This window comes from Chitinophaga sp. YR573, from assembly GCF_900110995.1.
GTDB lineage: Bacteria > Bacteroidota > Bacteroidia > Chitinophagales > Chitinophagaceae > Chitinophaga.
In genome coordinates this window covers 4030236-4049961 of sequence record NZ_FOJF01000001.1, presented here as the reverse complement: position 1 = coordinate 4049961, position 19726 = coordinate 4030236, and the positions used below count along the sequence as shown (strand labels likewise).

16 protein-coding genes and 1 riboswitch are annotated in these 19726 nt (G+C 43.9%); of the genes, 5 read left to right on the top strand and 11 right to left on the bottom strand.

What is annotated here, in order from left to right; translation table 11 throughout:
- Positions 1-49 precede the first annotated feature (49 nt).
- Positions 50-646 (bottom strand): TrmH family RNA methyltransferase, encoded by a 597-nt coding sequence (locus tag BMW86_RS17050; protein WP_089782929.1) that lies wholly within the window; start codon positions 644-646, stop codon positions 50-52.
- 95 nt (positions 647-741) lie between these two features.
- Here BMW86_RS17050 and BMW86_RS17045 point away from each other — a divergent pair, with 95 nt between their 5' ends.
- Both BMW86_RS17045 and BMW86_RS17040 read left to right on the top strand, forming a co-directional pair.
- A complete protein-coding gene (locus BMW86_RS17045; protein ID WP_089782928.1) occupies positions 742-3429 on the top strand; it encodes an AsmA-like C-terminal region-containing protein in 2688 nt (895 codons plus the stop codon).
- A 200-nt stretch (positions 3430-3629) separates the two neighbouring features.
- Positions 3630-4034, top strand: coding sequence for a hypothetical protein (locus tag BMW86_RS17040; protein WP_089782927.1), 405 nt, complete (start codon positions 3630-3632; stop codon positions 4032-4034).
- Positions 4035-4104: 70 nt separating this feature from the next.
- Here the strand turns inward: BMW86_RS17040 and BMW86_RS17035 are convergent, their stop codons facing one another.
- The 5 genes from BMW86_RS17035 to BMW86_RS17015 form a co-directional block, all read right to left on the bottom strand.
- On the bottom strand, positions 4105-7278 hold the full coding sequence (locus BMW86_RS17035; protein WP_089782926.1) for an efflux RND transporter permease subunit: 3174 nt from the start codon (positions 7276-7278) through the stop codon (positions 4105-4107).
- 25 nt (positions 7279-7303) lie between these two features.
- The gene (locus BMW86_RS17030; RefSeq protein WP_089782925.1) at positions 7304-8443 is read right to left on the bottom strand and encodes an efflux RND transporter periplasmic adaptor subunit; all 1140 of its coding nucleotides are present in this window, start codon (positions 8441-8443) and stop codon (positions 7304-7306) included.
- Positions 8444-8490: 47 nt separating this feature from the next.
- A complete protein-coding gene (locus BMW86_RS17025) occupies positions 8491-9816 on the bottom strand; it encodes a TolC family protein (RefSeq protein WP_089782924.1) in 1326 nt (441 codons plus the stop codon).
- A 240-nt stretch (positions 9817-10056) separates the two neighbouring features.
- Positions 10057-10983, bottom strand: coding sequence for a lipoyl synthase (gene lipA, locus BMW86_RS17020; protein WP_218149157.1), 927 nt, complete (start codon positions 10981-10983; stop codon positions 10057-10059).
- Between the two features lie 42 nt (positions 10984-11025).
- On the bottom strand, positions 11026-11877 hold the full coding sequence (locus BMW86_RS17015) for a hypothetical protein (protein ID WP_143056602.1): 852 nt from the start codon (positions 11875-11877) through the stop codon (positions 11026-11028).
- A gap of 226 nt (positions 11878-12103) precedes the next feature.
- Between BMW86_RS17015 and BMW86_RS17010 the strand changes: the two genes are divergently transcribed.
- Entirely contained in the window at positions 12104-12511 is a 408-nt protein-coding gene (locus BMW86_RS17010) for an OsmC family protein (RefSeq protein ID WP_089782922.1), read from the top strand.
- A gap of 8 nt (positions 12512-12519) precedes the next feature.
- On the opposite strand, the gene BMW86_RS17005 is transcribed toward BMW86_RS17010, so the two are convergent.
- Positions 12520-13845: a DUF2851 family protein gene (locus BMW86_RS17005; RefSeq protein WP_089782921.1), complete on the bottom strand. Its 1326-nt coding sequence runs from the start codon at positions 13843-13845 to the stop codon at positions 12520-12522.
- A 103-nt stretch (positions 13846-13948) separates the two neighbouring features.
- Positions 13949-14071, top strand: a riboswitch (SAM riboswitch).
- Between the two features lie 117 nt (positions 14072-14188).
- Between BMW86_RS17005 and BMW86_RS17000 the strand changes: the two genes are divergently transcribed.
- Together BMW86_RS17000 and BMW86_RS16995 are read left to right on the top strand one after the other, a co-directional pair.
- Complete coding sequence (locus tag BMW86_RS17000; protein WP_089782920.1) at positions 14189-15367, top strand: trans-sulfuration enzyme family protein; 1179 nt, start codon at positions 14189-14191, stop codon at positions 15365-15367.
- 44 nt (positions 15368-15411) lie between these two features.
- Positions 15412-16596, top strand: coding sequence for a homoserine dehydrogenase (locus tag BMW86_RS16995; RefSeq protein ID WP_089782919.1), 1185 nt, complete (start codon positions 15412-15414; stop codon positions 16594-16596).
- 63 nt (positions 16597-16659) lie between these two features.
- On the opposite strand, the gene BMW86_RS16990 is transcribed toward BMW86_RS16995, so the two are convergent.
- From BMW86_RS16990 to BMW86_RS16975, 4 genes are read right to left on the bottom strand one after another with little or no spacing between them, the layout of a single operon-like run.
- Positions 16660-17229 carry a Maf family protein gene (locus BMW86_RS16990; protein ID WP_089782918.1) on the bottom strand — a complete coding sequence of 190 codons (570 nt, stop codon included), beginning with the start codon at positions 17227-17229 and terminating at the stop codon, positions 16660-16662.
- On the bottom strand, positions 17229-18170 hold the full coding sequence (locus BMW86_RS16985; protein ID WP_089782917.1) for a geranylgeranylglycerol-phosphate geranylgeranyltransferase: 942 nt from the start codon (positions 18168-18170) through the stop codon (positions 17229-17231). The genes BMW86_RS16990 and BMW86_RS16985 overlap by 1 nt, the downstream gene beginning before the upstream one ends.
- Positions 18171-18202: 32 nt before the next feature.
- Entirely contained in the window at positions 18203-18724 is a 522-nt protein-coding gene (locus tag BMW86_RS16980; protein WP_089782916.1) for a KdsC family phosphatase, read from the bottom strand.
- Entirely contained in the window at positions 18721-19485 is a 765-nt protein-coding gene (locus BMW86_RS16975) for a Rossmann-like and DUF2520 domain-containing protein (protein ID WP_089782915.1), read from the bottom strand. Before BMW86_RS16975 ends, BMW86_RS16980 begins: the two co-directional genes overlap by 4 nt.
- Positions 19486-19726 lie beyond the last annotated feature (241 nt).

Below are 19726 nucleotides of genomic sequence, written 5' to 3'. Positions count from 1 at the left end.
GAATATTATTCTTATAAAAAAGCCGGTTCGATGTTCGAACCGGCTTTTTTTATGGTAAATCTTCTCCATAAAATCCCCATTGTTCCAGTAAACTATCATATTGTTCCGGTGGCAGGTTTTTCTGATTATAATGCCCCGCCAGGGTCCTTTGTCTCAATGCCTCATAAATACTCACTGCACAGGCCACAGAGATGTTTAAAGACTGAATAATGCCTACCTGAGGGATAATAAAGTTCCCATCTGCCAATGCCCTTATTTCATCACTAACCCCACCATGTTCATTCCCAAATACCAGGGCCACAGAACCCGTGAAATCAATCTCATATAATCCTACCGCATCTGATGATAAATGGGTAGTATAAATCTTCTCATATTTTTGTCTTAAAGCAGCCACACATTCATCCACATCGGAAAACTGATGGATAGTAAGCCATTTGGCCGCGCTGCTGGAACTTTTAGCCCCCCATTTCTTATGTTTGGGGATCTTGTTGTTCAGCACATAGATTTCCTGGATACCTACGGCATCACAGGTACGCATCACAGCAGAAATGTTGTGTGGGTCCTGTACATTCTCCAGGACCACTGTCAGTCCGGATTGTCGTTTGTTTAATACGGATAGCAACCTTTCTCTACGTTCCGGTGTCATAATCAATAATATATAAATTTACAGGGGCAAAAATAACTTAAAATACCGCTTTTCCTTACTACCTTCATACATATCAAAAAACCTCTATTCAACATATGTTCAAGAAAGTCCTCAAAGTAGTAGGGATCATTTTCATAGTACTTATAGCCGCTGCCATAGCCATCCCTTATTTTTTCAAGGGAAAGATCATGTCTATTGCAAAAACAGAGCTGAATAAACAGCTGAATGCCAATGTGGATTTCAAGGATGTAGATATCAGTCTTATCCGGCATTTCCCCAGGCTTGCTGTAGCTATTGAAGATTTACAGGTTATCAACAGGGCGCCTTTTGAAGGTGATACCCTTATCTCTGTAAAAAAGATCGATCTGGCCCTGAATCTCATGAGTGTGATCAAAGGTGGCAAAATGGATATTTATAACGTGTCAGTCATAGCTCCACGTATCCATGCCATCGTTCATAAGAATGGAGAAGCTAACTGGAACATCACCAAACCAGATACCGTAACGACCACCGCAACCACTGATACTGCCTCTTTTGCACTGAACCTGCAACAGTATAAGATCGAAGATGCGATGATCAGTTATGAAGATGAACAGGGGGGTATGGGATTACTGATTGAAGACCTGGACCACCAGGGTAAAGGTGATTTCACACAAGACCTGTTCACTTTGCAAACCAGCACTGAAGCTGCAGCCGTAACCTTCCATTACGGCCTTATCCCCTATCTTCTGCGTACCCATACCAAAATGGAAGCAGATGTACAGGTAGATAACAAAACAAGCACATATACCCTTCAGAAAGGCGATGTGACCCTGAACAACCTGCAACTGGCTGTACAGGGGTTCTTTAAGATGGTGAATGACAGCACTTACGGCATGGACCTTACCATGAAAGCTCCTTCCACCAAATTCAAGGATATCCTTTCCCTGGTGCCTGCCATTTTCATGAAGGACTTTGATAAGATAAAAACGGATGGTACCACTGCCTTCGATGGTTTTGTGAAAGGTACCTACAGCGCTACCCAGATGCCGGCCTTTGGTTTACACCTGGACGTAAAGAACGGGTTCTTCCAGTATCCTGACCTGCCCAAGCCTGTAAAGAATATACAGATCACACTGAATGTAAAGAATGCAGATGGTGTGCCTGATCATACAATTGTGGACATGCCTGCCGCTCACCTGGAAATGGATAACACGCCCATTGATATGCGCTTACTGGTGAAAACACCTATATCCGATATGTATGTGGATGGTGCCGTGAAAGGTAAACTGGACCTCTCCAAAGTAACTCAGTTTGTGAAGCTGGAAGAAGGTACTGCGTTAAGTGGTCTCCTGGATGCTGACGTGAATGCCAAAGGTAATATGAGTGCAATAGAGAAACAGGAATACGACCGTTTCTATGCAGCAGGAACATTGATTGTAAGCAACCTGTTATACCGCAGCAAGGATTATCCTGATGGCATTAAGGTGAACAACCTTTCTATGGTATTCAATCCAAAGAATGTGACCGTACAGAAATTTGACGGTCAATATATGGGAACCAACTTCCAGGCAAACGGAGAAGTGAATAATATGCTGGCATATGTATTCAAGAACGCTCCGCTGGATGGTAAACTGGTAGTGAAAGCCGATCAGGTGAACCTGGATAAATGGATGGGGACTACTACCACAACTACTACTGCTGCACCGGATACCAGTGCACCGTTCCTAGTTCCTGCCAACCTGGATTTCACAGTACAGGCACAGGTAGATAAAGTGCATTATGATAAACTGGATATGAATAACGTTTCCGGTTCATTATTGCTGAAAGATCAGACAGTGACCATGCAGCAGATCAAAGCCAATGCATTGCAGGGTAACATGGAAGTTAACGGTAGTTACAGCACTAAAAACACACCGCTTACTCCGGATATTACGATGGCTTACAGTGTGCAGAATGTAGATGTAAAAGAAACATTCAATGCCTTTAACACTGTACAGAAATTAATGCCTGTAGGGCAGTTCCTGGCTGGTAAAATCACTTCGCAGTTAAGTCTGAAAGGAAAACTGGGTAAGGATATGATGCCGGTAATGAGCAGCCTTAACGGGGATGGTAACCTGTTGCTGATAGAAGGTGTATTACAGAAATTCGCACCGGTAGAACAACTGGCCAGCACACTGAATGTAAACCAGTTAAAGAATATCTCCTTAAAGGATATCAAAACTTATTTCTCTTTTGAAGATGGCCGCGTAAAAGTAAAACCATTCAATCTGAAAGCAGGTGGTATCAATATGCTGGTAGGCGGTTCTCATGGGTTTGACCAGTCACTCGATTATGTAATGCAGATGACACTGCCCCGCAGCATTATCGGTAAACAGGGAGATGCATTAGTAAGCAGCCTGGCTACAGCGGCTACTAATAAAGGTATCCCTGTAAATGTGAGTGACAGCGTTCACCTGAATGTATTGTTAGGTGGCAATATCACTAAACCTACTTATAAAACTGATTTACAGGAAACTGCCGGTGCAGCCATGAATAACCTGAAAGACCAGGCAGCCACACTTGTAAAGAATAAAGTAGATACTGCAAAGGCAGCATTAAAAGATACTTTACAACATGTAAAAAATCAGGCCATTACATCTGTCAAGGATGAACTGACCAAACAACTGACCGGCAAAAAAGATAGCAGTGCTACCAAATCCCAGCCATTGCAGGATGTTGGGAAACAAGCCGGACAGACACTAAAAAATACATTAGGTGGGTTCTTAAAGAAAAAGAGCGCTACTGACACAACCAAGCACTAAGCATTCATTATAAGAAGAATACGAATTATGAATATGATGTTTAAACACATATTTATAATTCGTATTTTTTTTGTTTATACGCTGCAATAAAACTACTTTGGATAATTAATTGTCTGAGTTTTTCAGCACCTTTACATACTACTTATTCTCCACCCGACATGATGGGTGTGTTAACTTGAGAAATTGCCTTATAGGAATATATGGAATACGAGCGTTACATATCAGATGGAATCCTTGAAAAGTACTTCTTAGGATTTGCGACTCCTGAAGAGAAAAAGGAGTTGGAAATTCATTTGAGTATTTTCCCTGAGCTGCAAACAGAAATGGATGCAGTAGAGCGGCGCATAGAAAGAGCCGCTTTTAAAGATGCGGCATTACCACCAGCGCATATTAAATCGGCACTGATGAAGCAGATTGCTGCGGAAAGTGAGGATGAACAAACTTACTCTTATAACATAAAATACAATACCGTTACAGCCCCTTCCAGTAATCACAAAATGTCTGTACATATTGGCTGGAAAATAGTCTTAATCGCATTGTTATCCATGATTGCCCTTTCAGTATTGGCAGCTATTGTTTTCTACCTGGCAGCCATGCAAAAATAGAATGAAAAATAAGCATTAAAAAAGGCCTCATAACGTGTGTTATGAGGCCTTTTTTAATGCTTATATATTTTTACAGATCTGTATGCTGCATTACTTTGTAATTCTCCTGCATAGCTTTCAGTTTATCTTTACCGTAAGCCAGGCGGGTTACCAATACATACAATACCGGTACAACGAAGATAGCCAGGAAAGTAGCAGTAAACATACCACCTAATACTGTCCAGCCCATTGTTTTACGGGATTCAGCACCAGCACCTGTTGCCATTACCAGTGGTAAGATACCAAGCAGGAAGGCGAGGGAAGTCATGATAATAGGACGCAAACGCAGCTTGGCTGCTTCTACGGTAGCTGTTACCAGCTCCATTCCTCTGTCCACACGTTCTTTCGCAAATTCCACGATCAGGATCGCATTCTTTGCCGACAAGCCTATCAGTGTAATCAAACCAATCTGTGCGTATACGTTATTATTCAGACTGGGCAGGAAGGTAAGCGTTACTATCGCTCCAAATGCACCCAATGGTACTGCCAGTAATACGGAAAACGGCACAGACCAGCTCTCGTACAATGCTGCCAGGAACAGGAACACAAAGATGATTGATAAGGCGAAGATGTAAATCGTCTTGGAACCGGATAATAACTCCTCACGGCTTAATCCGGAGAACTCGTATCCATATCCTTCCGGTAATACCTGTGCGGCTACTTCCTTCAGGGCATTGATAGCATCACCACTACTGTAACCCGGAGCAGGCCCACCATTTATTTCCGCTGAACGGAACAGGTTGTAATGCGCTACTATCGGCGCGCTTTCCATCACCTTATAAGATGTAAGTACATTCAGTGGTACCATATCTCCGTTTGTATTACGTACGAAGTATTGTCCCAGGTCTTTGATATCACCGCGGTAAGTAGAATCGGCCTGTGCTAACACGCGGAAGTTACGTCCGTAGATGGTGAAATCATTCACATAGGAACTACCCAGGTATGTTTGTAATGCAGTAGCAATGGAAGAAATCTGTACGCCCATCTTCTTGGCTTTCTCACGGTCTATTTCCAGTTGATAACCTGGTGTACGGGCCGTAAAGAAGGAGAAGGCACGTCCAATTTCGGGACGTTGATTGGCGGCACCTATGAACTTCTGTAATACTCCTTCAAAAGCCTTGATATCTGAGTTACCACTCTTCTGTTCCAGGATAAAAGAGAACCCTGCGGTACTACCCAAACCAGGAATAGCCGGTGGCTGGATCACTACAGAACTGGCTTCTTTCCAGTGTGTTAGTTTACCCTGTATTTCTGCTGCAATAGCACCAATCTGTAACGCTTTGGACTTTCTGTCATCCCATGGTTTCAGCTGACAGAAAATGGTAGCACTGTTGGATTTTGTAGCAAAACTCACAACGTTCAAACCTCCCAGTGCAGCATAGTGCGCAATACCTTTTACACTGTCCAGCGTATGCATCATTTCGCGTAACACAGTTACGGTACGTTCTGTAGAAGATGATTCCGGCAGGTCGAAGGTGATGTACAAACGGCCGTCATCTTCTGTAGGAATAAATCCTGTTGGTTTATTCCTGAACAATAACAGTGTACCTACCATGATACATAACAAAATGATTGCTACATAACGGCCCAGACGGATACTCTTTTTCACGCCCAGTGAATAACGACTGGTAACGTGAGAGAACCATATGTTGAACTTATAAAAGAATTTGTTCAGCCCTTTGGAATGCGCACCCAGGTCACTTGGTCTTAAGATCAGCGTACATAATGCCGGTGTTAAGGAAAGTGCGATGAATGCAGAGATCAGTACAGAGATGGCGATAGTGATCGCAAACTGCTGATACAGACGTCCTACGATACCAGGAATGAACCCTACCGGGATAAACACCGCTGCCAGAATCAGGGCAATGGCGATTACAGGGCCGGAGATTTCTTTCATGGCCTGATAAGTGGCATCTTTCGGTGACATCTTCTCATGGTCCATATTATGCTGGACCGCCTCCACCACCACGATGGCATCATCCACCACTATACCAATGGCCAGTACGAAGCCGAACAGGGTTAGTGTGTTGATGGTAAAGCCCAGTGGTATAAAGAAGATGAAAGTAGCGATAATGGATACCGGAATGGCCAATACAGGGATGATAGTCGCTCTCCAGCTTTGCAGGAAGAGGAATACCACCAGTACCACCAGTGCTAATGCTTCCAGCAGTGTTTCTACCACTTCATGGATAGATACTTCCACTACAGATACAGACTCAAACGGTACTACATAATCCACGTCAGCGGGGAAAGCTTTTTTCAGCTCTGCCATCGTTGCATATACTGCGTTTGCTGTTTCAATAGCGTTACTACCTGGTGCCTGGTAAACCAGCAGGTAAGAAGCTCTTTTACCATCTACGAAGGAGTTACCACTGTAGTTGAATTTACCCAGTTCTACGCGGGCAACATCTTTAAGATATACCAGTGATCCATCGGAAGGACGGGATTTGATAATGATATTACCAAATTCTTCGGCAGTCGTTAAACGACCTTTCACTAAAATGGTGTATTCGTATGTTTGTCCGGCTTTTTGCGGAGGTGCACCTACAGAACCTGCTGCGATCTGCGCATTCTGTTCTGTGATAGCAGCCTTCACTTCATCAGCTGTTACACCCATCTGGGCCAGCTTATCAGGTTTCAGCCACAGACGCATACTGAAGTCATCCGCACGGGTGAAGATATCACCCACACCTTTTGCACGTAGTAATGCATCCTTTATAAATACGTTGGTGTAGTTGTCGAGAAATGTAATGTCGTGTGATCCTTTAGGTGAGAATAGCGCCACCAGTAACAGGATACTGGGGTTACGCTTTCTTACGGTGAGGCCCAAACGCTGTACTTCCTGCGGAAGGGTAGGCTGTGCGATCCCCACACGGTTCTGAACGTCCAGTGCGGCAATGTTGATGTCCGTACCTACTTCAAAGTTAACCGTGAGCGTCATGGCACCACTGTTGGTACTGTTGCTGGACATGTAAGTCATACCGGGAGTACCATTCACCTGTACTTCTACAGGCGTGGCCACGGTTTGCTCCACTGTCTGGGCATCCGCACCGGTATACGTACCAGTTACCTGCACCGTTGGCGGCGAGATCTCAGGATACTGCCCAATGGGCAGGTTCATCATGGCCAGCAGCCCTACCAGCACCAGCACGAGAGATATCACTATCGCTGTTACGGGTCTGCGTATAAAAGTATTTGCAATCATGATCTTCTTCTATTGATTCTAAAAACTATTTCTTAGCAGCTGGCGGTTGTTGTTTTGCCGCTGCTGTATCTATTTTACCACCATCACGTAAACGCTGGAAGCCTTCTGTAATCACCTTATCTCCTGCATTCACACCATCCAGTACTACGATCTGATCTCTCAGACGTGGCCCCAGGTGGATTTTGCGCTGTTCTGCAGTTGTATCCTTTGAGACAAACACGAAGTATTCACCCATTTGTTCCACTACCGCTTTGTAAGGGATGATCACATGTTCTCCTGACTGATCATTCAGCACGCGTAATACGCAGCTCATACCATCTTTCAGTTCGTCTTTAGGATTGTTGAACTCAATACGTACTTTGATGGTAGCAGTCAGATTATCTACGCCACGGTCTATCACAATGATCTTTCCACGTTCTGCGTAAGCAGTACCATCAGGTAATTGCAGGCGGAAAGTAGAATCTTCTGCCGGGTTGATCGTTTTACCTTGCAGGGATGCAAAACGGTGAATATCCGTTTCACTCACCACAAAGTCTACCGCAATCGGGTTCTCGCTGGACATGGTGTTCAGCAGTGTAGTACCCGGGCTTACCTGGGCACCCAGTTTCACCTGAGAGATACCTATGCGACCGGTGAAGGGCGCTCTTATATAAGAGTAGTCTAAGTCTGTTTTAGCGGCCAGCAACTGTGCATTGGCAGCAGCTACCTGGCTGCGGTTTGTTTCCAGTGCAGCGTCAGCGTTATCTAAAGTCTGGCGGGCAATCGCATCCTGTTCTGCCAGTCGGTGATAACGGTCCGCATCTTTCTGCGCTTTATTGAAGTTTGCTTTGGCACTGGCGATGTTGGCTTCTGCCTGCGCGTAAGCGGCTTCATATTTGCGGCGGTCTATTTCATAGAGGGGTTTACCCTTCTGCACTACTTCTCCTTCTTTGAAGAAGATCCCGGTAATATAACCAGCTACCTGGGCACGCAGTTCTACCTGGCTCAGTGATACTACTGAAGCTGGATATTTATCGTAATAAATAGCAGAACCCAGTGTTGCAGTTGCAACATTTACCGGTGTTGGGGGCATTACCATGGCTGCTTTCTGGCCCGGGCCTTTGCATGAAGCCAGGAAAAATGCACCTGTAGCGCCAATGAGGAGAATGTGTTGCTTTGTTTTCATCTCTATATATTTGTCCTTTCAATGACCTTACGGCCAGTTTCCTTTAATTAGTTAGTTGTTATTGTACCCAATGCACGTTCCAGATCTATTTTGCTTGACAGTACAGTGTACATGGCATTATAATAGTTCAGTTGTGCGGCACGGAGATCTGTCTGGGCAGTAATCACTTCCAGGTAGGCTTTGATACCTTCCCTGTACTGCAATTCTATCAGATCATATACTTCCTTTGCCAGATCCATGTTCTCCTTTAATACGAGGTACTCATTTAAGTTGCTTTTGTAAGCAGACATGGCCTGTGTATATTCTGTATTGATCTGGTTCTTTAATGCTTCCACATCCCAGTCGCTACGTTTTAACTGTAGTTCCGCCTGTTTGATGTTATGCAGTCTTTTAGATCCCTGGAAGATGGGCAGTGATAACTGAAGGCCCACCAGTGAGTTGGGATAGTCATGACTGTACAGCTTTGAGAATTCCGGATGCAGGTAAGCGAAATTATAATTGGCAAAGGCTGATACAGTTGGCAGGAAACTCCATTTATTATATTTCAGTTCTGCTGCCAGCAGGCTACGCTGTGTTTGCAGCAACTGGTATTCTATCCTTGTTTCGTAGGCTACGCTTACGTTTGTATCCAGTTGTACTTCCTGGGTCATCTTCATTGTATCGTATACCAGGTTCAGTTGTCCGTTAACAGGATATCCCATTAACTGCCTCAGGTAAGCATTTTTTGCCACCAGGGTTTCTTCCCCGGTTTTCTTCTGTGCTTTGGTATTGTTGAGTGAAATGGTAGCCCGCTTATAGTCGGTCTTATCCACTACACCGCCCTGGTATTGGTTATAGGCATCTTTCAGGCTGCGTTCCAGGCGAACGATATCTTCATTCAGTACTTCCACTTGTTTCTGCGTAAGCAGCATATCGTAATACGCTTTGCTCACATTGCTTACTACATCAATCTGGTTACTGTGTGTGTTCTGTTTTGCCTGTGTACGTACGTCTTTGGCCGTTCTTCCTGCCAGCAGGAGATCGCGGGTAAAGATGTTCTGGTTCAGCGAGAAGGCTGCTGAAGAGGAGTTTGCCACCCCGGTAGTAATAGCACTACCATTAAAATAGGAGGTTGGCAGTTTCAGGTAATGCTGCAGGTTGAAGTCGAGGCCGATCTGGGGGTACCAGTCTGCCAGCTTGCTTTTAATACTATATTCAGTAATTTCTTCATCAATTTTGGACTGTTTCACAACAGGCTGATGAGACAATGCATACTGAATACAGTTCTGCAGGGTTGCTTGAGACAATAGTGAATCGGGCGTCTGTTGTGCGAATGCAGTAGCATTACACAGCCATACACCCAAGACAGCGGTCAGGTAAAATACTCTTTTCATAAAAGGTTTTGACAATCAGATTCTTCTTTAGACCAATCGTAAGAACAATGATAAAAACATGATTGTTCTTAAATACATGATAAATACAAAAGTTTGCACTAAATAGGCAAGCAGGTAGGTTTAGCTTAATGATTTGTTTTCAACGGGTCTTACCTGGTTAGTCAGCAGGTAATTGAGATGCGAAGATATACCACAAATAAAAAAATCCATCACCGTTGATGGATTTTTTTAATCAGTTCATTATTTGTTAAGTGTACGTCCACTATGAATATGCTTCTCTGCATGATAGGAAGACCTTACCAGTGGTCCCGATTCAACATAATCGAGGCCCATGTTGTAGCCTATTTCACGCAATTCCGCGAATTCATCAGGGTGTACAAAACGTACTACGGGTAAATGTTTTGGAGTGGGTTGCAGGTATTGGCCCAGGGTTATCACATCACAGCCATTGTCGTAAAGATCCTGCATGGCCTGTACTACTTCTTCTTTGTTTTCGCCTAATCCCAGCATGATACCGCTTTTGGTGCGCATACCCCCATCTTTCAGACGGCGTATTACTTCCAGGCTACGGTGGTATTTGGCCTGTATACGTACCTGTTTGGTGAGTCTTTCCACTGTTTCCAGGTTATGAGACACCACTTCAGGGGCTACTTCGATGATGCGTTGAAGGTTCTCCCATTGTCCACGGAAGTCCGGGATCAGGGTTTCCAGGGTGGTATCCGCGTTTAATGCCCGGATAGCCTTGATAGTGTTGGCCCATATAATGGAGCCGCCATCTTTCAGTTCGTCCCTGTCTACAGAAGTGATTACCGCATGTTTTACCTTCATCAGGTAAATAGCTTCAGCTACACGCTGAGGTTCGTCATAATCAACAGCCTCAGGTCTGCCGGTAGCAACGGCGCAAAAACCACAGCTACGTGTGCAGATATTACCTAATATCATGAAGGTAGCAGTACCGGCTCCCCAGCACTCTCCCATATTAGGACAGTTACCGCTTTCGCAAATGGTGTGTAATTTATGTGTATCAACCAGGTTACGAACCTGTTTATAGCTTTCTCCTATTGGCAGCTTAACACGAAGCCAGTCCGGTTTTTTAACCCTTGGAACATCCGTTGTGGCAGGTGCCGTACTGCATGGTGTTGAAGTAGTTATGAGTGTTTCTTCCATCTCTGATCCTTTCTTTAGGCTACAAATTTACTACTTATCTGCTTATTTCTTCTTGTCCCAGCGCTTTCCGAACTGTAAGGCTAAATATGCATTAAAAAAGAACTTCTTATCAGGCTGGAAAACCATTAACGGGATGTCTTTGGTGTAATATTCCGCATTTACCCCTACTTCCAGGGCGCTTACTACTTCATTGAACCGGGCCCAGTCGAACCGTAACCCTGTTTTAGCATGTGCACCAGGTACGATGGTCACTTCTCCCCAGCCTTTGCCGAAGCCGGCACCGCCGATAATAGAAGACCTGTCAGTAAATGCCTGGTCATATGCGGCGTTTTCGCCGTATTTAACCTGTACAGCATCGCCTGTGTTAGGATCTATTACGTTTAGGTAATAAGGCTTTAAGAGGCCAACGGACAAACCACCATAAAAGATAGCATTCACCAGTACGCCATTCTTATTACCTTTTCCCCCGATCAGGCGTTGCTGCCCAATACCCAGTTTTGCCTGGTAGAAGTTATTCTTCTTACCGTAGATGTACGGTTTTTCAGAATATACAAAACCATACTGGTCAATATCTTTTATGGAACCTGGCTTTTTATCTTCTTTGGGATTTTTCTTCTCTGCAAACTCAAACTGATAGTAGGTTACTTTTTCCCTGGATTTGCGACGGCCCATTTCCAGGAAACCGCTCCAGCCATCCGTATTGATACGGGCACCTACAGAGAATTCTCTCTGGTATAAGTTCTCCCCTTCTTCCAGCTGTTTAAATAATGAAATACGTTTCAACTTTTTCTGCTCCCGCTCCTCTTTTGGGGACTTCTCTGTTGAGCTGTTGTCCTGAGCCTGCAAGCCGCCCACTACCAGTAGTAAGAGCACGAATAAGTGTAGTTTTTTCACCTGTATAGATTTGTTTTGTTTATTATAAACGTCTGGCTTGTTATATTGGTATGCTAATCATTACAAACCTACACGTTTTTTCTTTCATGCGTAAATTTGTTTTCCCCTGCATAGCGGCGCGTATAACAGGTATAACGTATTATATGTAAAATGGTTACACGCCTTTATCTCATAGACTTTTTCCTTTTCTTCCTTCTTCCTATTTTTACAGGAAATAACTGATAATATGCTCACGTCTTCAATTTTATATAATGGCCAGCTGAGAACTACTGCCACTCACCTGCAAAGCGGTACCGTAATAAATACCGATGCTCCGGTAGATAATAATGGTAAAGGAGAGCGCTTTTCACCTACCGACCTGGTAGCGACTGCCCTGGGATCGTGTATGCTTACTATTATGGGGATCAATGCTGCAAAAAACGGCTGGAATATAGAAGGCACCAGGGTGAGTATAGAGAAGATCATGGGCACTGAACCACGCCGTATTGTAGAAGTAAAGGTAGTATTTGATTTTCCGGGGGATAACGGACTGGGAGAAAAAGAAAAGACTATCCTGGAACGTGCGGCACTTACCTGCCCGGTAGCGAAAAGTGTACACCCTGATTTGTTGCAGAGCGTTACGTTTAACTGGTAAATATTTTATTAACTGGCCTCTGCCCGGGGCCAGTTAATGATATCCTCCTTCAGCAGCTTCACTCCTATTGCACATTGCAGGCATCGCTTCTCATCACAGTAATGATTCTTTAGCTGTAATAACGCCTGTGAATCATGCGCCGTTCCGGCCTTAATACCCAGCTCTTCCCATCCATCCGTTACATTATTCTCTTCCGCAGGTAATTTACTCATCAGGTCTACCGCCTTTTCCTGGTAACTGTCTTTCAGCTTCTCCCGGCCATACAGGTACAACAATGGCAATACGGTATTGATGAGAATGTTATGTATAGCCGTTTGTCCGGGTAGCTGTGCTTTCTTAACAGGGATATCAAAACGGTAGTGCTGCAACCAGTAAGCAGATGGCCTGGCCCTGACCAGTTCTTCAAAACCGGCAAGTGTTTCCGTTTCCAGGATCCGTGAAAACAGGTGACTACTCTTCTGTAACAATGCCGCCAGGCAGGCAATCCGTATGGTAGGAAAAGAGGATGGCCGCATACGTAACCATTTAAAGAGATACCCCGGTAAAGGCTGTAGCTGATACTTATGCTTCATAAAGTTATACTCCTGTTGCAGCCGCAAAGGATATTCATCTTTAAAATCTGTATCCAGCATACCAGCCTGGCCAAACAACAATGCTTCCAGGTGGAAAAGACTATGCTGATGCTTAAGGAACACGGGAAAAGGAAAAGACTGTACCAGTTGCAGAAATGCTTCCCTGTTTGCAGGCAGACCTGCACTTTCCGCAATAGCCCAGTAACAAACCTCCTCCCAGTTGTACCGGTTGCACAACAACCAGCTCTGCAAACGGTTGGCCTTCCGTTCCAGCCTTTCTATCAGCAACCTTTCTTTCCAGTTCTCCCAGATAAGATAAGGCACCTTACCGGCATTTTTTCCGCAAGGCACAAAAGCCGTGGACTCCCGTAACCTTGCAAAACGGTCGATTAATACCTTGGGAACATACTGCTGTAGCTCTATACAGGGAATGCCGCTGGTCGTCAGCTCTTCCACATCATTCTCGAACACTACATGCAGAATCGCTTTTTCGTATTCCGGATTCTGCTGATGCCTGTGCCGGTACCAGTCGGACGTTCTGAGGTGCAACTCCACATTACCCGCCCATAGTGTTTGTCCTATACGGATACGTGCAGCAGTAAAGTCCGGACCTGCGTGACTGTTATACATACCCGGATATAAAATCTGCAAAGGCAAACCATCCAGTGTGGTTAAACCGGATTGTGTAAATAAACGAAGTTGCCATATATGCTGGAATAGCTCCTCAGTGAGGAGCGGGCTAACATTAACAACAGTATTCATCTGAGGAAATTATGCTAATAAAGTTAGCAATTTATTCCAATCTTCCAATTTTTTGGAAAATTGGAGCAAGTAACATTACCTTTGCACCCAGTTCTTTAAAAATCACTTATCCAGAAAGGCGGAGGGACTTGGCCCTGCGATGCCTTAGCAACCAATCTTGTTTAACGACAGGATAAAGGTGCTAATTCCGGCCCCGGTTATAATTATAATCGAGGGAAGATAAGTTGGCAGAGATAGATATTCAATGTAATAAAATACTGAGATGCCTCTTCCAACCACGGAGGGGCTTTTTTTATGCCCTGCACTCCCCTTTTCTGCTTAAGCGGCAAGCTGAAAGCGTAAAATGAAAATAGCAACACAATTACTTCATAGCATACCGGTTGATGAATTGACAGGCGCCATCTCTGTTCCAATTTATCAGACCTCCACTTTTGTGCAGGAATCCCCCGGTATCAATAAGGGATTTGAATTTTCCCGTGCCAACAATCCTACACGAAAGGTGCTGGAGAATATTATCTGCAGCCTGGAAGAAGGCCACGCCGGCTTCGGTTTCGCCAGCGGCATGGCAGCGATAGATGCTGTGATGAAGCTATTAAAAACCGGTGATGAGATCATGGCAGTGGAAGATACTTATGGCGGTATTTTCCAGATGTTTCAGCATATGTTTGAACGCTTTGGTATCAAAGCAAACTTTGTAGATACCAGCAGTACCGATAAAGTGCTGGCAGCTATGACTCCGCAGACAAAAATGATCTGGCTGGAATCGCCTACCAATCCTACATTACGCGTATCCGATATCAAATCCATCAGCAAAATAGCAAAGCAGCATAACGTACTGCTGGTAGTAGATAATACACTCTGCACACCACTGCTGCAACAACCTATTCCAATGGGCGCCGATATCGTGATCCACAGCGCTACCAAATACCTGGCAGGACATACAGATGTTATAGCCGGACTGGTAGTCGTGAACAACAAAATACTGGCAGACCAGATACGCTTCAATCAGAATATTTCAGGAAGTATACTCAGTCCGTTTGAAGCATGGCTGACCATCCGCGGTATTGAAACACTCTGCCTGCGCCTGGATAAACAATGCAGCAATGCCTCGGCAATAGCCACCTGGCTCACTTCTCACCCGGCTGTTGACAAAGTATATTACCCTGGATTAGCTACACATAAGAACCACCATATTGCCCGCAAACAACAAAAACAATATGGAGGGCTTGTCAGCTTTTCTTTGAAAACAGATAACATTAAAAGCGCCATACGTGTAGTAAATGCTACCAAGCTGTTTAAGCTGGCGGAAAGTTTTGGCGGCGTAAAAAGCATGCTCGATCATCCGGCAACCATGACACATCGTCTCATACCTGAAGATTTTCGTAAAAAAACGGGACTACAAGATTCCTGCATCCGCCTCTCTGTAGGTATAGAAGATGCAGATGACCTTATCAATGACCTGAAGCAGGCGCTGGACAAGCTCAACCTGCCTGCAGGCAAACAAATAACAGTTTTACAATAAAGCGGAACGTAGCAATACGTTACTCATTAAGCACAAAAAAGAAAATGGAAAAAAAGATCATCAATTTAGGAATTTTCGGATTTGGTTGCGTGGGACAAGGGTTATACGAAGTTCTGAACAGAACAAAAGGTATTAATGCCCGCATAAAAAAAATATGTATTAAAGACCCAAACAAACAACGTCCTATAGATGCCAGTTACTTTACTACAGATCCTAACGAGATCCTGAACGATCCCACCATCGACGTGGTAGTAGAGCTGATCAACGAAACAGATGCAGCCTTTCATATCGTAAGCACTGCCTTACGCAATGGTAAAGCTGTAGTGAGTGCAAGCAAAAGGATGATCGCAGAAAACCTGCCTGCATTATACCAGCTGCAGATAGAAAACAAAGTGCCTTTCCTCTACGAAGCATCCAGTTGCGCAAGTATTCCCATCATCCGTAACCTGGAAGAATACTATGATAACGACTTACTGAATGCAGTAGAAGGTATCTGTAACGGTTCTACGAATTATATCCTCACAAAAATATTTGAAGAAAACCTGAGCTTTGCAACCGCCCTGCAACAGGCGCAGGACTTAGGTTTCGCAGAAACTGATCCTACCCTGGATATAGAAGGATATGATCCTAAATTCAAAATCGTTATCCTGTTATTACATGCTTTCGGAACATTTGTAAAACCGGAAGAAGTATTCAACTTCGGTATTCATCACCTGAATGATTTTGATATACAGTTTGCAAAACAACGCGGTTGTACCATTAAACTCATAGGCACCTGCCGCAGGAAGAATGGTAGCGTAAATGCATACGTGTTACCTCACCTGGTAAAAGAACATAACCTGCTGTACGATGTATACAATGAATACAACGGTATCCTGTTAGAGAGTGCATTTACAGACAAACAATTCTTTGTGGGTAAAGGTGCTGGTGGTACTGCCACAGGTAGTGCGGTATTATCAGATATCTCTGCCCTGTTATACAATTACCGTTATGAGTATAAAAAGATTAAACAATCCAACCAGCCTGCATTCAGCAATGATGTACAACTGAAAGTATATCTGCGCTACAGCTCACCGGATCAGGTACATCTGGCCGACTTCTTCAATATTTCAGAGAAATATGAGTCTGTTACCTACCGCTATATAGTAGGTACCATCAACTTAGAAAAACTGAAAGAAGCTCAGTGGCTGAAGAATAAAGATGTGAACCTGCTGGTACTGGAGGAATAGCATATTACGCAAAGAAGCGTAACCAACCATTTAAAAGTAAAAACGGCGCAATTTCTTGCGCCGTTATATTTTCTCTAAGGCTTCCACCACATTACTGATTGGAAGGCCCATTACATTATAAAAACATCCATTAATACTTTCTATCCCCACTGCTCCTATCCATTCCTGTATTGCATAAGCACCGGCCTTATCATAAGGTTTGTACTCATCTATATAGTAAGTGATCTGTGCGTTCGTGAGTGGTTTGAAATGTACTTCTGTTTCTTTGGAGAAAGACAACTCTTCTCCATTATGCGTAATCACTACACCTGTGATTACACGATGTGTACGGCCACTTAATGCAGAAAGAATTTTAATAGCATCATCCCTGTCTTTGGGTTTGCCAATGATCGTATCATCCAGTACCACCACTGTATCTGCGGTGATGATAATATCTTCATTACTGCATAGTGCAGCTACTGCGGCAGACTTCTGACGTGCAATGTGTATGGGAATATCCGGGATATGCATATCCGCAGGAAAGGTTTCCGCAGTATCCACTACTTTCACTTCAAAAAGAATCCCTGCCTGTTCCAGCAATTGTTTACGCCGGGGCGACTGTGACGCCAGTATTACACGTTTACCGGTATACATCAAAGCATTATTTTAAAGAAGATCATAGATAAGATACCGGTGAGCATGATCAGCTTCACCATAGAACTTACTTTATGGTAATGTTCCGGCAGATGGGCTTTTTTCAGCTGCAGATAAATATATACGCATGGCACCTGTACAAACAGTGCCAGGTAAATAATAGCTATATACCATCCCAAAAAAGCAATCCTTATTTCGGTGAGCAGGATCAGTACCTGTAAACCTACCAGCAACCCATAACACAGGCGTTTGGCGGGTGTTACTCCCCATACAATGGGAATAGTGCGGCAACCATCCTTGCTATCACCTATCATATCTTCCAGGTCTTTTACAATCTCCCTTACCAGGGAAATCAGGAACGCAAACAGGGCGTATACGCCAATGATCTGAATAAGTTTGCGCCCTACGGGAGACATAATCGCATCAAAACTCTCGTAAATCTTTTTCTCGTAGAACCCTACTACCACTACGGAAAGCGCTGTTAATAAAGAGATCAGCACATTCCCGATCAGTACCTGTCTTTTAAAAGAAGTAGAATAAAACCAGAGCAGTAAAGAACAGAATACCTGGGTAAACCCGAGATAGATTTGCCCTAAGCGCCAGGCTACGATAAACCCGATAGATACCCCCGCCATATTAAATATGGTGTGCCAGGCCATTGCCCAGCGACGGTTAATGATCTTGTCGAGTACCATTTTATCCGGCTTGTTGATGATATCAATATTGATATCAAAATAATCATTGATGATATAACCGGCTGCCGCTATTAATACTGTAGATAAGGAAAGTAAGAAAAACGATAACGGGGAAAGCGATGGCGATTCCCCGTTATATTGCAGTAATGGTGCTACCACACAGTATTGCAGTAAAAATTGTGTTAATCCAATATAAATAAGGTTCGGATAACGTATCAACTTGAAAAATGCAATCAGCAATTTCATAATATTATAATTGCAGTAAAAATAAGAAATGACTAACGACTGGCAATTTCTTCGTCTATCGTCCAGTGGTCATTCAGCTTTAATACCTTCTCTATAATTTCCCTTACGCATCCCATACCACCATTGACAGGAGAAACGTAACGGCAGATACTTTTTATTTCCGGAGCGGCATCTGCCGGACAAACAGGCAAACCTACCAGTTGCATAGCCCGGTAATCCGGAATATCATCCCCCATAAAAATCACCTCTTCCCAGCGCAGATCATGCTCAAATACATAATCCTGTAGTTTTTCCTGTTTATCGGTGATCCCGGTATAGATATCCTTAATTCCCAGCCCTTGCAGGCGGCTCACCACACTTTCAGACTTTCCTCCGGAGATAATGGCTATCCTGTACCCCTTTTTAATGGCCAGCTGAAGAGCATACCCGTCTCTGATGTTCATTTTCCGGGACTGTTCCCCATTAGGCAGCAATTGGACGGTTCCGTCTGTCAGCACACCATCTACATCAAATACAAAGGTAGTGATGGGCTTAAAAAGCGCTAAAATGTTCATTTGTAAAAATCATTAATACTGTCAGACATTACCCTGTAGATCAGTTGAAGATACTTTTGATCCTGCAGCAGTCCCAGGTGTTTAGTCATGGTAGCCTGGTCATTGCGCAGGGCAGGACCAGTCTGTACAGATTCCGGAGGGAATTTATCCAGTCTTTCAAAGGTTTCTTTGATAATGGGCTCCAGCAGGGAAAAGTCCAGCCCGTCTTTCTCACAATAGTTTTTAGACCTGGCAATCAGGTGGTTAGTAAAGTTATTACACAATACTGCTGCCAGGTTCAGTTGCAAACGCTGTTCGGAGTTCATTACTTCCACCCTGGAAGAAACGCTTTGTGCAATAGGTTGCAGCCTGCGCATCGTCTCGTCATTGGCTGCTTCCAGCAATAATGGGATGGGAGGGAAACTCTTCACACCCTTGCGGAGAGACTGTAAGGGGTATAATACCCCGGTATTCGAAGAAATGTTACTGATTGCGTCCAGTGGTACGGCACCTGCCGTATGGGCCACAATACGTTTGCCCAGCCTTAGCTGGTCATTTAACAGCGGAATAGCCCCATCGCTCACTGCAATGAGGTACACATCTGCCTCCATATTAATATCCCTCAGGTCGTTCGTAGCTGCCCCAGCATGTATAACTTCCTTTAATTCATCAGCATGCTCTTTCGTACGACTAATCACTTGTGAGATCTGGTGTCCGTTAATTTTAAGCAGTTGACCGAAACAATGCGCAACATTACCCGCGCCAATAATAACTATATCCATTCTAAGTAAAGGTTACATATATATTATGGTGTATGTACCAGTAAAAGTAAAAAATCAGGAGATTTGCACTCATATAAATATATGGTTAAGCGATCCTTCCTATTAAAAACGTTGTTACCCAGCAATTTAACCATTAAACTCTTAATCATTCATTTTAAATGATTTTATCAAAAATATTACATTTACATTCAATACATCGAAAGAGGCTTATTTTTTATTCTCGGCCTACTTTTGTACACTT

Coding starts and splice junctions, on each gene's coding strand:
- BMW86_RS17050 (WP_089782929.1), bottom strand. CDS start 646: ATGACACCGGAACGTAGAGAAAGGTTGCTATCCGTATTAAACAAACGA.
- BMW86_RS17045 (WP_089782928.1), top strand. CDS start 742: ATGTTCAAGAAAGTCCTCAAAGTAGTAGGGATCATTTTCATAGTACTT.
- BMW86_RS17040 (WP_089782927.1), top strand. CDS start 3,630: ATGGAATACGAGCGTTACATATCAGATGGAATCCTTGAAAAGTACTTC.
- BMW86_RS17035 (WP_089782926.1), bottom strand. CDS start 7,278: ATGATTGCAAATACTTTTATACGCAGACCCGTAACAGCGATAGTGATA.
- BMW86_RS17030 (WP_089782925.1), bottom strand. CDS start 8,443: ATGAAAACAAAGCAACACATTCTCCTCATTGGCGCTACAGGTGCATTT.
- BMW86_RS17025 (WP_089782924.1), bottom strand. CDS start 9,816: ATGAAAAGAGTATTTTACCTGACCGCTGTCTTGGGTGTATGGCTGTGT.
- lipA (WP_218149157.1), bottom strand. CDS start 10,983: ATGGAAGAAACACTCATAACTACTTCAACACCATGCAGTACGGCACCT.
- BMW86_RS17010 (WP_089782922.1), top strand. CDS start 12,104: ATGCTCACGTCTTCAATTTTATATAATGGCCAGCTGAGAACTACTGCC.
- BMW86_RS17005 (WP_089782921.1), bottom strand. CDS start 13,845: ATGAATACTGTTGTTAATGTTAGCCCGCTCCTCACTGAGGAGCTATTC.
- BMW86_RS17000 (WP_089782920.1), top strand. CDS start 14,189: ATGAAAATAGCAACACAATTACTTCATAGCATACCGGTTGATGAATTG.
- BMW86_RS16995 (WP_089782919.1), top strand. CDS start 15,412: ATGGAAAAAAAGATCATCAATTTAGGAATTTTCGGATTTGGTTGCGTG.
- BMW86_RS16990 (WP_089782918.1), bottom strand. CDS start 17,229: ATGTATACCGGTAAACGTGTAATACTGGCGTCACAGTCGCCCCGGCGT.
- BMW86_RS16985 (WP_089782917.1), bottom strand. CDS start 18,170: ATGAAATTGCTGATTGCATTTTTCAAGTTGATACGTTATCCGAACCTT.
- BMW86_RS16980 (WP_089782916.1), bottom strand. CDS start 18,724: ATGAACATTTTAGCGCTTTTTAAGCCCATCACTACCTTTGTATTTGAT.
- BMW86_RS16975 (WP_089782915.1), bottom strand. CDS start 19,485: ATGGATATAGTTATTATTGGCGCGGGTAATGTTGCGCATTGTTTCGGT.